Here is a 14,243-nt window from a genome sequence, read left to right on the forward strand (position 1 = left end):
CGTCTCCGCCGTTCCCAGCGTCCCAGCAACCGCCTCAGCAGCGCCGGTGAAGGGGTATTTACGGATTAGGCCTGAGACCTGCAACCCCCATTTTGAAAAAACTTCACATTTCCGCTCGGTTTCTTCTCCATCTTAATGAAAACAATATGTTAGCTTCATAATTTACCCCACAAACCTGCTAAAAAGAAACTCACAGCAACGAGGTGGACGACCTTTCAGCGGAATCATACCCAATGATCGGTAGGCAACCTAAACTCGGGCGAACGAAAACGCCGCCCGAGTCTCCTCGGGCGGCTCAATTCACTGCGGTTGTCACAGGGTTAGTTCAAATCATATCGATCCGCGTTCATCACCTTGTTCCAGGCCGAAACGAAGTCGCAGACAAATTTACCGCCCGCATCGTCCTGACCATAGACCTCGGCCAGCGCCCGCAATTGCGAGTTCGAACCAAAGACCAGATCCGCGCGGGTACCTGTCCACTTCACTTCGCCGCTCGCCCGATCACGACCCTCGTAGACGCCATCACCTGACGGCTTCCACTCGGTTCCCATATCCAAAAGATTCACAAAGAAGTCAGTGCTGAGCGTACCAACTCGGTCGGTGAGCACTCCATGAGAGGTGCCACCGAAGTTTGCACCCAGCACCCGCATCCCACCGACAAGCGCCGTCATCTCAGGCGCAGACAGTGTCAGCAATTGCGCCTTGTCCACCAGCAGAGCCTCGGCCGGAACCGAGTACTCCTTGTGCAGGTAGTTGCGGAAACCGTCGGCAATGGGTTCCATCACTGCAAAGCTGTCCACATCCGTCTGCTCTTGCGCGGCATCGGTGCGGCCCGGGGTAAAGGGCACGTCGACATCCTGACCGGCTGCCTTGGCGGCTTGTTCGATGGCGGCAGCGCCACCCAGAACAATGACATCAGCCAATGAAACCTTCTTGCCGCCAGACTGCGCGTCATTGAACGCTTTCTGAACGCCTTCCAGCGCATCCAGCGCCTTGGACAGTTTCAGCGGCTCGTTGACCTCCCAATCTTTCTGCGGGGCCAGGCGAATACGCGCACCGTTGGCACCGCCACGCATGTCCGATCCGCGGAAGGTTGAAGCCGAAGCCCATGCGGTCGACACCAGATCCGAAACCGACAACCCGGTTGCGAGTATCTTTGCTTTGAGATCGGCCACATCGGCGTCGTCAATAAGCGCATGATCGACGGCAGGGACATTGTCTTGCCATATGAGCTCTTCGCTCGGAGCCTCTGCTCCCAGATAACGGGCACGTGGACCCATGTCGCGGTGGGTCAGTTTGAACCAGGCGCGAGCGAAGGCGTCGGCGAACTCTTCTGGGTTTTCATGGAAGCGTTTCGAGATCGGACCATAGATCGGGTCCATGCGCATCGCCATGTCGGCGGTGGTCATCATGGTCTTGACCTTCTTGGACGGATCATGCGCCGCCGGCGCCATGTCTTTGTCTTTCACGCCGACCGGTTCCCAGATCCAAGCGCCCGAGGGACTTTTGGTCAGGTTCCAATCATAGCCGAACAACAGATCGAAATAGCCATTGTCCCACTTGATCGGGTTCGCGGTCCACGCGCCTTCAATGCCCGAGGTGGTCGTGTCGTCACCCTTGCCGGTTCCGAAGTCGTTGATCCAGCCAAAGCCCATGTCCTCGATCGGGGCGGCTTCGGGTTCGGGGCCGACCAGGTTGGGGTCGCCCGCACCATGCGCCTTGCCAAAAGTGTGGCCACCCGCGACCAGAGCGACGGTTTCCTCGTCGTTCATTGCCATCCGACCAAAGGTGTCACGGATGTCGCGGCCCGAGGCCAGAACGTTCGGCTCACCATCGGGACCTTCGGGGTTCACATAAATCAGACCCATCTGAACGGCGGCCAACGGGTTTTCCAGATCACGCTCGCCCGAATAGCGGCTGTGCGGGTTCTCGGTTGGGGCCAGCCATTCGGTCTCGGCACCCCAATAGATGTCTTCTTCGGGTGCCCAGATGTCTTCGCGGCCACCGGAAAAGCCAAAGGTCGTGCCACCCATGGATTCGATCGCGCAGTTGCCCGCCAGAATATAAAGGTCAGCCCAGGAAATCTGGTTGCCGTATTTCTGCTTGATCGACCACAGCAAACGGCGCGCCTTGTCCAGGTTGCCATTGTCCGGCCAGCTGTTCAGAGGCGCGAACCGCTGATTGCCGGTCGAGGCACCGCCACGGCCATCCGCCGTCCGATAGGTACCTGCAGCGTGCCAGGCCATACGGATGAACAAGCCGCCGTAGTGACCATAGTCCGCTGGCCACCAGTCCTGCGAATCTGTCATCAGCGCGTAAAGGTCTTCCTTCAGCGCCTTCAGGTCGAGCTTTTTGAATTCTTCGGCATAGTCAAATGTCTCGCCCATCGGGTTCGATGCAGGGCTATGCTGATGCAGAATCGACAGGTTAAGTTGGTTCGGCCACCAATCCCGGTTGGACCGGGCCTCGGCGCCATGCATTACCGGGCATTTGCCCATGTTGGGGGTATCACTTCCGTCCATATCGATCTCCAGTACTGGCTAGATGTGTGCGTCGCGCGGTTAACTTTGAAACGAGAAACAGGGGTCTTGAGTGTTTTTGCGCTCGTCCTTGGCATGGGCATTACGCGGGATCGCGCGGATCAGCCCTGCCTTCATTGTAGGAAATAGCATTAACGACTCGTTCTTTCTGTTTGGATGTAGATTTAGCAAATCCAAGTCATTCACATAAGTTTTGTTTTTCGATGATATCGATAACTCAAAACTATCACTTGAACGTCTTCGCGCAGCCGGACGCTAAAGCACGCGATTGCATTTTCACCGTTGGGCTTCAGCTTGACTCGCAATTTGAGCACGTGGGGGTGGCGACGCAAATGGATCTACGATGCTGACCGCTGTGAATTGCCTGACTGACGCCAGCGTCAAGCTGTCTGTCGACACAGGTTCAGTGGCCACTGACTTTCTTATAAAGGGCTGATTTGTAGCCAAAGGGAATTCCCAATACGCCGACCAGCCACCCAGCCGTGCGGGCGATCTGGATCAACCGTCGATCCGGTTGGAACGGAAACAACAGGATTGCCACCAGCAGTGCCACCAGCCGCAAGGGGGCGCTCAGGAAACCCAAGATTGCCTTTGTCGGCTTCTGATCAAGCTTGCGCCGCATATGCGTGTTGGACTGGTCCCGCCCCCGAGCTGCCTGATACCAGAACGAGAGACGCTCGGGTGGAATCGTTTCATACACGAACGCATCATGCACCCAGCCCACAGGTAATCCGGCGGCAACGGTCTCGGCGTAGAACTTTGCGTCCGTTCCGCCCGTCATCCGCATGGTTTCATCGAACCAAAGCCCGGTTTCGCTGAACAACCTCGTCTCGCCCAGCCAGTTGTTGGTCACGATGGTGACACCGCCGGTATCGTTCAGCGTGGCTTTCCTGGCGGCGGCGTTTTCCTTGTCGAGATATCGATTGCTGATGTTGCGCAGCATCAGCCGCTGCATCGCGGTTTCCTGCCCAGTCGGCCCCGCAGCGCGGAGTGGCGCACCCAACAACACAGAGGAACTCTTGCGATACCCGGCAACCAAATTCTCAAGCCAATCGGATGCCACTACCTCGTCATCATCAACAAAACAGAGCAGATCCGAACCCTGTTCAAGCGCCTCGCGCGCTGCACGGTTGCGCCCGAAAGGAATGCCAGGCTCGGTCTCAAGGACATAATCCAGACCCGCCCCGTTGGGCAGAACAGCCCCCGCTGCCCGCACGCTATCCTTGCTAAGCGGTGAACTGTCGTTTTCGACCACAAGGCATCGCACTGAGCAATCAGGCGGCAGCTTCATCTCGCCCCAGCTCTCGATCAATGCAGCCAGCATTTCGGGGCGCTGCCGGGTGAGAGTAGAAACCGTAATCTTTAGGGTGGCTGAGCGATCCTTCATCGCATCCCCATACTACCTGCATCTGTTTCTTGACAAGGCGCAGTGATCACGAGGGTTCCATCAACGCTTCTAACCCAACCCGGTAATTTGGGTAGAGCAGTGAGATACCCAACTCTTCTTTAATCCGATCATTCCGAACGCGTTTGTTTTCATCGTAAAAACTACGGGCCATCGGAGTCAGATCAGCCTCATCAAACGGCACAGCAGGCGGTAACGGCAGTCCCTGCAGCTCGGCCGCATAGCCGATCACATCCTGCGGTGGCACCGGTTCATCATCGCAGACATTGTAAATCGCGCCCGGATTGGGTTTGGCCATCGATGCGATCAACACCTGCGCGATATCATCAACGTGAATACGCGAGAATACCTGTCCCGGCTTAATGATCCGTCTCAGGCCACCTCTCTTGAGCTTGGAAAACGGTCCACGCCCCGGCCCATAAATCCCCGCCAATCGGAATGTATGTAACGGGAGGTCCGGGATATCTGCCCACTGCGTTTCGGCACGCACGCGCCACCGACCTCGTTCGGCGGTAGGTTCGGGCGCGGTGGTCTCATCCACCCAACCCCCATCGTGATCACCATAAACCGCAGTAGTCGACAGATACCCGACCCATTTGAATTGCCCGGCGCGGGCGGCAATCTCATCGCGCAACTCTGCCAAAACAGGGTCACCATCTGCTGTAGGCGCGGTTGAGATCAATACATGTGTGACACCTTCCAGGTCAGGCCGTTCCCCCGGCCAGACAATCGGCTCGGCTCCCGACGCGCGAATGGTCTCAATTTGCTTTGGATCGCGCGAGGTTCCGATGATCCGCCAGGATGCTGGATCAAGTCGCTTCGATGTCGCTCGGGCAGAATAGCCGTGGCCGAATGAAAAAAGTGTCTGAGTCATAGCTCCTTTGATGATCCGCCCGGCCCGGGGATGCAAGCGCCGGATGGACGCACTTGATTCGAATCCTCTGATGCGCCTTCATTGATGTATGAGCAACAAAACACCCGATCTACGCGCCGCCTATTCCTTGAAGTCGCCTGAAGAGAACAAGCGTCTCTACGCTGAATGGGCCGGAGACTACGACGACAATTTTGCCGCACTGGAAGACTATCAACTCCACATCCGCACAGCGCGCGCTTTCGTTGCTGCCGGTGGTCAGGGTCCGGTATTGGATGTTGGAGCGGGAACGGGATTATGTGGTGCGGTTTTGGCGGGGCTGGGCGTTGGCCCGATTGACGCCACTGATATCAGTGCTGAAATGCTGGATCAGGCGATGCGCAAGGATATCTATCGAGACGCGATCGAGGCCGATCTGAATCAGGGCCTACCCGTCCCGCGTGACAGCTATGCAGGCGTGGTCTCCTCCGGAACGTTTACTCATGGCCACTTGGGGCCCGAGGCCTTGCCCGCGCTCTTCCGGGTCGCGCGCCCCGGCGCACAATTCGCCCTGTCAATCAACGCAAAGCACTTTGAGGCGCTGGGGTTTTCCGATGCATTCGGCGCTCTCGAGGCTGAACAAATCAGCAATCTGTCATTTACCGAAGTGCGTATATATGGTGAGCTAGCCGCTGGCCCCAACAAGGATGACATTGCTTTAATCGCACTGTTCGAAAAGGGCTGATCAGACACTAATCAGGGCGAATCTGACTATGTCCGGACCTTCGCGGCATTAGTCATCTAGGTATACATCTGCTTCTTATACGCCCGAGTCCGTGTTGTCGCCTCAGCTGAGCCGTCGTGATAGGTCCCGAACCACTTGTCGAACGGAATCTCAGAAGTGCCATAGTTGCACTCGAAATACCGGTGATGAAGCTGATGGAAGAAATCTCCTGCCCGCGCGGCGTCCGTCTTGCCCGCCCTTAGCTTTTCAAAGCCCGAATGGGACAGAACCGGGCTGATCTGCTGAAAGTAAACATGAAACAACAGATGCAGCGGGTGCGAGGGCACGATCAGATGGATGAAGTAGGTCGAAAAATAAAGCAGGTTTTCATACCAGTGGTTCGATATCCCTGACCACGGCCCGATATTGACGTTGCGGTGATGCACGGCATGGACGTGTTTATAGAGTTTCGGGTGATGCTCCAACCGATGGACCCAGTAGAAATGCAGCCCGGACCACATCGGAATCAGCAGCATCCAGATCACGAACCAGACCGGCGCTGCGGCCCAAGTTATGACTGGCACGTAGCCGTTCGCCATCGCCCAATAGATTATCCATTGATAGACCGTGGCCACAGTCATCGCGCTGCCCAAGGTCCACCAGATATTATCCAATACCTGGTTTCGAAAAGTGAATGAACCGTTGTTCCGAGTCAGGTCCCGACGGTCAAACTTTTTATACATGCCCTGCGCTTTGCGCATGTAAAGCCACCAATGCAGGCCCCCAGCAACAAGGATCTGAGGGAGCATGTTCAATAGCCAAACGCGGAACATCCAACCAGGCGCGAAGGATTGCATAGTCTCTAATGCAGGCAAAAACCCGAAATATGCAACCACTGCCAAGGCCATGCACAGAGTCAGCGACGTAAGCGGCAGCCAAGCCCCTCTGTACCAACGCAGGATCGCAGCGGGACGCGGCGGCCAGTTGAACAAAGGATTCAGACCGACCGGACCATCGGGGCGGTAATTCCAGCGGGCGGCTTCTGCATCATGAACGTCAGTCATGGCTGAAACTCCTTAGAGGGGGTATTTAGGTTGCGTAGTCCGAGTCTTCGGCATCCAAGACTGCTTTAATTTCGCGCAGATGCGCCGCGGCCTGACCGGGATAGTCATCCAATTCCTGTGCGGTCTTTTCCGCAATTTCGTCGGACAGAACGCGCAAGGGCTGCTCAGTTTGAAGCGCACGGATGTAAGTTTCAGCGGCGCGTTCAAAGTAGTAGAGTCTATTAAAGGCATCTGCAGGGCTGTCACCGATCACCAGAACCCCATGATTGCCCATGACCATGACCTTTTTCTTCGGGTCTGACAGCATCGAAGCGCATCGTTCGCCCTCGCTTTCGAACGCCAGACCACCGAATTCCTCATCGATCACATAGCGATTGAAGAAGGTTGCGGTGTTTTGATCAATCGGCGGCAGGGTGCTGTCCGCCAGTGAGGCCAGAACCGTCGCAAAAATCGAATGCACGTGCATCACACAACGCGCATGGGGGCAATGGCGGTGGATTGATCCGTGCAACCCCCATGCCGTCGGGTCCGGCGCTCCGGGCTGATCCATGACATTATTGTCGTTGGCATCCAGTAGCAGCAGATTTGACGCTTTGATCCGCGAGAAATGCATCTGGTTGGCATTCATCAGAAACTGCGTGCCGTCTGCTTTGACCGCCAGGCTAAAATGGTTCGCCACCCCTTCATGCATGTTGAGACGCTCGGTCCAGCGGAAGGCTGCGGCCATATCAACACGTTCGGACCAATGATCAATGTTGGGGCGCAGGTTGGTGACGCTCATACCGGACTCCTTCGTGGGGCGATTGGGGCATTGGGTAAATCGTGCCTGCACTGCAAAAGTTTGACCAACGAAAAAAACACACCTAATTCATAAGTAAAACTACTGGCGGAGTTATGCATATGCGGAAACCACTTCCTCCTCTGGGTTGGCTGCGCACATTTGAAGCAGCGGCCCGTCACCTGTCGTTTACAGGTGCGGCACGGGATCTGAATATGACGCAAAGTGCGGTTAGTCAGCAGGTCAAATCGCTGGAGGGGTATCTGGGCCAGCCGTTGTTCCTGCGTCGCCCGCGCGCATTGGAACTGACCGAAGCAGGCATCACCTATTTGCCGGTTGTGCGCGAGGCGTTTCGGACGCTTGTAAGGGGCACCCAGGCCGTCACGGGGGCGCAACAAAACGCGGTTCAGGTGCAGAGCAACATAACATTTGCCGTCAACTGGCTGGCGCCGCGTCTTCCCCGGTTTCGGAAACTGCACCCGGATGTGCATTTGAACATCTTCACCGAGCTGTGGGAGCCACGCGAAATGGCTGAGGGTGCGGCGGTCGAAATTCGATATTCGCTGCGTCCTGCCGACACGGTGCGCACAGAACTATTGCAGACCGATCACTATTATCCCGTCTGTGCTCCGGGCTTCCGGGTAACGCTTGAGACCTTGCAAGAACAGCCTCTTTTTGATTGTTCGAACTTGCTGTCGAATTGGGAGAGCTGGATCACAGATCAGGGTCTAATTTGGGAGAAACCGCAGGTTACCTACTCGACGACCTATCTGGTCAGCCTGTCAGTCGCGATGGCTGGAGGCGGATTGTGCCTAGCCCATGACATGATCGCCAAACGCCTACTTGACGAAGGTCGCCTAATTGCGCCGTTCTCTCACCGTGCCGCCATGCCCGAGGCATATTATTTGCTGCTGTCACCTCAAGCTGAGGAAACGCCGGGCGCATTGGTTTTTGTTGACTGGCTGCGCTCCGAAATCGCAGCCGACACTCAAAACTAGACCGGGGCGCTCCCGCCCATCCTCAATGCCCATTGGGCATCTCCATTGGTTGGGCGCAGCAGCGCTGGCGCGCTGCGGTTGGCATGAATTGTGATGATTGGATGATACCTTACCGGTGGGGGTTGCACCTTTTGCTTCATTCGTGAAAGTTGGGCCATGGAATACACTCCCTTCCCAAGTTGGCCCGATACCACCCCTCGTCTTATCGCCGTTGCTGCAGGCCGCGAAGCTGCCGATATGGTGATCCGCGGCGGTATCTGGGTGAATGTACACAGCCGAGAAGCCCTGCCAGATCATGATGTCGCCATCGCTGCGGGACGCGTGGCCTTTGTGGGTCCGGATGCCTCCTATTGCATCGGTCCTGAAACTCAGGTCATCGAGGCAGACGGCCGGTATATGATTCCCGGACTTTGCGACGCGCATATGCATATCGAATCGGGCATGCTGACGCCTGCAGAGTTTGCCCGCGCAGTCATTCCACATGGCACCACCTCGATGTTCACCGACCCGCATGAGATCGCCAATGTGCTTGGCCTTGAAGGCGTGCGCCTGATGCATGACGAAGCGCTTATGCAGCCCGTGAATATCTTTACCCAGATGCCGTCCTGCGCACCTTCGGCACCGGGCCTGGAGACCACAGGATATGAGATTACAGCCGAGGATGTGGCTGAAGCGATGTCGTGGCCCGGCATTATTGGGTTGGGAGAGATGATGAACTTTCCCGGGGTCATACATGGCGACCCGAAGATGCTTGCGGAGATTGCTGCCACGCAGCGAGCGGGAAAAACAGTGGGCGGGCACTATGCATCGCCTGATTTAGGGTCTGATTTTGCAGCATACGTCGCTGGTGGCCCCGCTGATGACCATGAAGGCACCTGCGAGGACGATGCCATTGCTCGGGTCCGTCAGGGGATGCGGTCGATGATGCGGCTGGGGTCTGCCTGGTATGATGTGGAAAGCCAGATCACTGCGGTGACCGAAAAGGGGCTGGATCCGCGCAACTTCATTCTGTGTACCGACGACTGCCATTCGGGTACTCTGGTCAATGATGGTCATATGAACCGTGTGGTGCGCCATGCAATCTCGTGCGGATGTGATCCTCTGGTCGCGCTTCAAATGGCTACCGTTAACACAGCGTCTCATTTTGGGTTGGAACGTGAGATCGGCTCGATCACACCGGGTCGGCGAGCCGACATTATTCTGAGTTCTGACCTGACCAGTCTCCCAATCGAAACGGTTATTGCGCGGGGCCAGGTCGTGGCTGAAAACGGAACGGTGACAGTCGACTGTCCGCATCTGGATTGGCCTGCCAAGGCACGGAACACTGTCCATCTGGGACATGAGCTGTCTTCTACCGATTTTGAGATCACAGCCCCCGCTGGTGCCAACCGCATTATGGCCAATGTGATCGGCGTCGTCGAGAATCAAGCCCCGACCCAGGCGTTGAAGTCAGAATTGCCCATTATCGAAGGGCTTGTTGAGGGCGAAGGTGAGGTTTGCCAGATCGCGTTGGTTGAACGCCACCGCGCCACGGGCGGGGTGACCAACGCCTTTGTGTCAGGTTTTGGGTATCAGGGCAAAATGGCCATGGCCTCGACCGTGGCGCATGACAGCCACCATATGATCGTTGTCGGCACTGACCGCGAGCAGATGGCTCTGGCTGCAAACCGACTGGTGGAAGTGGGCGGCGGCATCACAATCTTTCGGGACGGTGAAGAACTGGCGCTGGTTGAATTGCCCATAGCGGGCCTGATGTCCGACAACCCAGCCGCAGAAGTTGCAGCCAAAGCCGAAAAGATGGTCGAGGCGATGAAAGCCTGTGGCTGTGAACTCAACAACGCATATATGCAGCATTCTTTGTTAGCCCTAGTCGTGATCCCTGAACTGCGGATCTCAGACCTTGGGCTGGTAGACGTACGCACATTTGAAAAGATCGACCTTCTGGAACCCCTTGCATGACAACTATCCAAACCCCTGACGTTCCCAACCCCGAGAAATTTACAGACCCGCTGGCCGCTGTCGCGCGCTTGGAAGAGCTTTATGAACAAGCGACAAAGTTCCTGTGCGACAAGTTTGCTGACGCGCTCAAAAATGGCGCTCCTACCGAAAGATTCCGGGCGTTCTACCCTGAAATCCGGATCAGGACCTCTTCCTACGCACAGGTCGACAGCCGACTAAGCTTCGGTCATGTATCCGAACCGGGCACGCATGCGACAACGGTCACCCGGCCCGATCTGTTCCGGTCATATCTGGCCCAGCAAATCGCACTATTGATCAAGAATCACGATCAGCCGGTAACAATTGGAGCCTCTGAGACCCCGATCCCGGTGCATTTCGCCGTGGCCAACAACCCGGATCTGGTGGTTCCGCACCAAGGTGCAGCCGGTTTCACGTTGCGTGATGCGTTTGATGTGCCCGATCTGAACACAACCAATGACGACATCGTAAATGGTATCAACGAGCCTGAGAACGATGCCGAGCCTCTGGCGCTATTCACCGCCCAGCGCGTAGATTACTCTCTTGCGCGGCTGTCGCATTACACCGCAACGGACCCGAGCCATTTCCAGAACCACGTTCTGTTCACAAACTATCAGTTCTACGTCTCTGAATTCGAAAACTATGCGCGCGCGCAATTGTCCGATCCCGACAGCGGCTATACCAGCTTTGTCTCGACTGGAAATGCCGAGATCGCTGATCCAGAAGCGGCAATCGAACAGCCGTTGAAACTGCCGCAAATGCCAACCTACCACCTGAAACGCGCGGATGGGTCTGGGATCACGCTGGTCAATATCGGCGTCGGACCATCGAATGCCAAAACGGCCACCGACCACATAGCGGTTCTGCGCCCGCACGCCTGGTTGATGGTTGGTCACTGCGCCGGTCTGCGCAACACGCAGGCACTGGGAGATTTCGTACTGGCACATGCCTACCTGCGCGAGGACAAGGTGCTGGACGACGACCTGCCCGTCTGGGTGCCGATCCCACCGCTGGCCGAAGTCCAGGTCGCTCTGGAACAGGCTGTGGCCGAGGTAACTGAGTTGGAAGGCTACGAGCTGAAACGCATCATGCGGACAGGCACCGTCGCCTCCGTCGATAACCGCAACTGGGAGCTTCGCGATCAGTCCGGGCCGGTGCAACGGCTCAGCCAGTCCCGTGCGATTGCGCTAGATATGGAAAGCGCGACTATTGCTGCAAATGGCTACCGGTTCCGGGTGCCTTACGGCACATTGCTCTGTGTCTCGGACAAACCTCTGCACGGTGAATTAAAGCTTCCCGGCATGGCTTCGGCATTCTATACGACTCAGGTCAGCCGCCATCTGGCCATTGGAATCCGGGCGATGGAACACTTACGCGGCATGCCGCTAGAACGCTTGCACAGCCGGAAATTGCGTTCGTTCGACGAAACGGCCTTTCTCTGAAGCAAAAAAGCAACGAATTCCCCCTATTTTTGGGGTTTCTGGTGCTACTATTCGTTGTGTTCGGCCACAATATCCCGTTACAGTTACGCGGTGAGGCCCTATAGATCGGGCACGTTAAGGAGACCAAGAAATGGCAAAGCCTATGACAAAGACTCAGCTGGTGGCTGCTCTCGCTGAGGAAATGGGAACTGACAAGAAATCCGCAAACGCTGCGCTGGAGGCCATGACCGGCCTGATCACCCGCGAAGTTTCGGCCGGTGGCGCCGTCACCCTGCCCGGCGTCGGCAAAATCTACTGCCGCGAGCGCCCCGAGCGCATGGTGCGCAACCCTGCGACCGGTGAGCAGTTCAAGAAAGAGGCCGACAAAGTGGTCAAGATGACCATCGCGAAAGCCCTGAAGGACAGCGTCAACGGCTAAATCACCGTAGACAGATCACAAGATCGAAGGGGTCGCCACCGGGCGGCCCCTTTTCCTTGCGGTTGTCACGAAAACCGGTGACAGTCGCCCCAATTTCCCAAGGAGGCCGAAATGGATCTGCGCGCCATCGCTATGGGGCTTGTGTTTGCCCTGATCTGGTCATCGGCCTTTACCTCGGCGCGGATCATTGTTGCCGATGCCTCACCCCTGTTCTCGCTTGCGCTGCGGTTTCTCATTTCGGGAATGCTCGGCGTGGCGATCGCGCGCGCCATGGGACAGAGCTGGAATCTGACGCCTGCCCAATGGCGCGCCACAATCCTTTTCGGAATCTGTCAAAATGCCCTTTATTTGGGTCTGAATTTCTTCGCCATGCAGACCGTCGAAGCATCGATGGCCGCGATCATAGCATCAACCATGCCGTTGCTTGTCGCTTTGGCTGGATGGCTACTGCTAGGCGAAAAACTGCGTCCGGTGGGTGTCATCGGTTTGTTTGCAGGCTTTGCCGGTGTCGCCTTGATCATGGGCAGCCGGATCGGGGCTGGAATCGACCTGTTTGGGGTCATGCTCTGCGGGTTCGGGGCACTTGCACTCACTTTTGCTACGCTGGCGGTGCGCGGAGCTACCTCTGGCGGCAATTTCATGATGGTGGTGGGGCTGCAAATGCTTGTGGGTGCAGCGGCACTGTTCGCCGCCGCCCCGATCTTTGAAACCATCTACATCCACCCAACCGTACCGTTTGTGCTGGCTTTTACTTACACCACGCTGTTCCCCGGCCTTTTGGCCACGCTGATCTGGTTCCTGCTGCTGGACCGGATCGGCCCGATCCGTGCGGCAACCTTCCATTTTCTCAACCCGGTCTTCGGTGTTGCCATAGCGGCCCTCCTGCTGGGTGAAAAATTGGGGCCACTTGATGCGATCGGCGTACTGATCACCACATTGGGTATTTTGGCCGTGCAATTGTCACGCCAACCCGTCGCCAAGCTGGCCTAAGATCGCGCACGACTGCGCGAGCCGATGTAACAAGCCTTTGCTTTCCCCCTTAGAACCCCATTTATTGGTCGAAACCAATAGAATCGGAGGAGCCATGTCCCGTTTCACCAAGGACCCTGAGGCCATCGCCGCCCTTTCGCCGGAGGAGTTCCACGTCACTCAACGCAGCGGGACCGAACGCCCGGGCACAGGCAAACTGTTGAACAACAAGGAGCCCGGCATCTATGTTGATATCGTCTCGGGCGAACCATTGTTCGCATCGACACATAAGTACGAATCCGGCTGCGGCTGGCCCAGCTTTACCAAACCCATCGTGCATGAGCATGTCGAAGAGTTTCGCGACACCACCCATGGCATGATCCGGACCGAGGTCCGCTCGAAACACGGCGATAGCCACCTGGGCCATGTCTTCCCCGATGGCCCGCGCGAACATGGTGGGCTACGCTATTGCATCAATTCCGCCTCGCTGCGGTTCATCCATCGCGACGATATGGAGGACGAGGGCTATGGCGAATTCCTGATCCATGTGGAGGAAATCAGATGACCGATGAACGCGCCGTTCTGGCCGGAGGCTGCTTTTGGGGCATGCAGGACCTGATCCGCAAATTGCCGGGCGTGTCCCGCACCCGTGTCGGATACACCGGCGGTGACATACCCAACGCCACCTATCGAAACCATGGCACCCATGCAGAGGGAATCGAGATTTGGTTCGACCCGGCACAGATCACCTATCGTGAAATGTTGGAGTTCTTCTTCCAGATTCACGACCCCACCACCTTGAACCGTCAGGGCAATGATCGCGGCATGAGCTATCGCTCTGCGATCTATTACGTGGACAATGCCCAAAAACAGGTGGCAGAAGACACGATTGCCGATGTGAATGCCAGCGGCATCTGGCCCGGCAAAGTCGTGACCGAGGTCGAGCCTGTCGGAGATTTCTGGGAAGCCGAGCCCGAACACCAGGATTATCTGGAACGTATCCCGAACGGTTACACTTGCCACTTCCCGCGCCCGGATTGGGTGCTGCCAAAACGCTCCAGCGCAGCAGAATAAGGAT

General features: G+C 56.8%; 13 protein-coding genes. 8 read left to right on the forward strand and 5 right to left on the reverse strand.

Features of this window, described 5'->3' with window-relative positions:
* Positions 1–320 precede the first annotated feature (320 nt).
* From katG to ACR3EJ_RS03465, 3 genes are all read right to left on the reverse strand, one after another.
* Positions 321–2,522 carry a catalase/peroxidase HPI gene (katG, locus tag ACR3EJ_RS03455; RefSeq protein WP_170542659.1) on the reverse strand — a complete coding sequence of 734 codons (2,202 nt, stop codon included), beginning with the start codon at positions 2,520–2,522 and terminating at the stop codon, positions 321–323.
* A gap of 421 nt (positions 2,523–2,943) precedes the next feature.
* On the reverse strand, positions 2,944–3,927 hold the full coding sequence (locus tag ACR3EJ_RS03460) for a glycosyltransferase (protein ID WP_170542657.1): 984 nt from the start codon (positions 3,925–3,927) through the stop codon (positions 2,944–2,946).
* Between the two features lie 46 nt (positions 3,928–3,973).
* Positions 3,974–4,819, reverse strand: a complete 846-nt coding sequence (locus ACR3EJ_RS03465) for an SDR family oxidoreductase (protein WP_170542656.1) — start codon at positions 4,817–4,819, stop codon at positions 3,974–3,976.
* Between the two features lie 88 nt (positions 4,820–4,907).
* On the opposite strand from ACR3EJ_RS03465, the gene ACR3EJ_RS03470 reads away from it, so the two are divergent.
* Positions 4,908–5,540, forward strand: a complete 633-nt coding sequence (locus ACR3EJ_RS03470; protein ID WP_170542654.1) for a class I SAM-dependent methyltransferase — start codon at positions 4,908–4,910, stop codon at positions 5,538–5,540.
* Between the two features lie 56 nt (positions 5,541–5,596).
* Here the strand turns inward: ACR3EJ_RS03470 and ACR3EJ_RS03475 are convergent, their stop codons facing one another.
* Both ACR3EJ_RS03475 and ACR3EJ_RS03480 read right to left on the reverse strand, forming a co-directional pair.
* Positions 5,597–6,583, reverse strand: coding sequence for a sterol desaturase family protein (locus ACR3EJ_RS03475; RefSeq protein WP_170542653.1), 987 nt, complete (start codon positions 6,581–6,583; stop codon positions 5,597–5,599).
* Positions 6,584–6,608: 25 nt separating this feature from the next.
* Positions 6,609–7,364, reverse strand: coding sequence for a class II aldolase and adducin N-terminal domain-containing protein (locus tag ACR3EJ_RS03480; RefSeq protein WP_170542651.1), 756 nt, complete (start codon positions 7,362–7,364; stop codon positions 6,609–6,611).
* 119 nt (positions 7,365–7,483) lie between these two features.
* Between ACR3EJ_RS03480 and ACR3EJ_RS03485 the strand changes: the two genes are divergently transcribed.
* From ACR3EJ_RS03485 to msrA, 7 genes are all read left to right on the forward strand, one after another.
* Positions 7,484–8,359, forward strand: coding sequence for a LysR family transcriptional regulator (locus ACR3EJ_RS03485; RefSeq protein WP_170542649.1), 876 nt, complete (start codon positions 7,484–7,486; stop codon positions 8,357–8,359).
* Between the two features lie 156 nt (positions 8,360–8,515).
* Positions 8,516–10,318 (forward strand): adenine deaminase, encoded by a 1,803-nt coding sequence (ade, locus tag ACR3EJ_RS03490; RefSeq protein WP_170542647.1) that lies wholly within the window; start codon positions 8,516–8,518, stop codon positions 10,316–10,318.
* Positions 10,315–11,778, forward strand: a complete 1,464-nt coding sequence (locus ACR3EJ_RS03495) for an AMP nucleosidase (protein ID WP_170542645.1) — start codon at positions 10,315–10,317, stop codon at positions 11,776–11,778. The genes ade and ACR3EJ_RS03495 overlap by 4 nt, the downstream gene beginning before the upstream one ends.
* Positions 11,779–11,908: 130 nt before the next feature.
* Positions 11,909–12,196 carry an HU family DNA-binding protein gene (locus ACR3EJ_RS03500; protein WP_010442901.1) on the forward strand — a complete coding sequence of 96 codons (288 nt, stop codon included), beginning with the start codon at positions 11,909–11,911 and terminating at the stop codon, positions 12,194–12,196.
* 111 nt (positions 12,197–12,307) lie between these two features.
* Positions 12,308–13,186, forward strand: a complete 879-nt coding sequence (locus tag ACR3EJ_RS03505; protein ID WP_170542643.1) for a DMT family transporter — start codon at positions 12,308–12,310, stop codon at positions 13,184–13,186.
* A gap of 94 nt (positions 13,187–13,280) precedes the next feature.
* A complete protein-coding gene (gene msrB, locus ACR3EJ_RS03510; protein ID WP_170542641.1) occupies positions 13,281–13,730 on the forward strand; it encodes a peptide-methionine (R)-S-oxide reductase MsrB in 450 nt (149 codons plus the stop codon).
* Positions 13,727–14,239 (forward strand): peptide-methionine (S)-S-oxide reductase MsrA, encoded by a 513-nt coding sequence (gene msrA / locus ACR3EJ_RS03515; RefSeq protein WP_170542639.1) that lies wholly within the window; start codon positions 13,727–13,729, stop codon positions 14,237–14,239. The genes msrB and msrA overlap by 4 nt, the downstream gene beginning before the upstream one ends.
* Positions 14,240–14,243: the final 4 nt, after the last annotated feature.

Source organism: Ruegeria sp. AB11, from assembly GCF_056536325.1.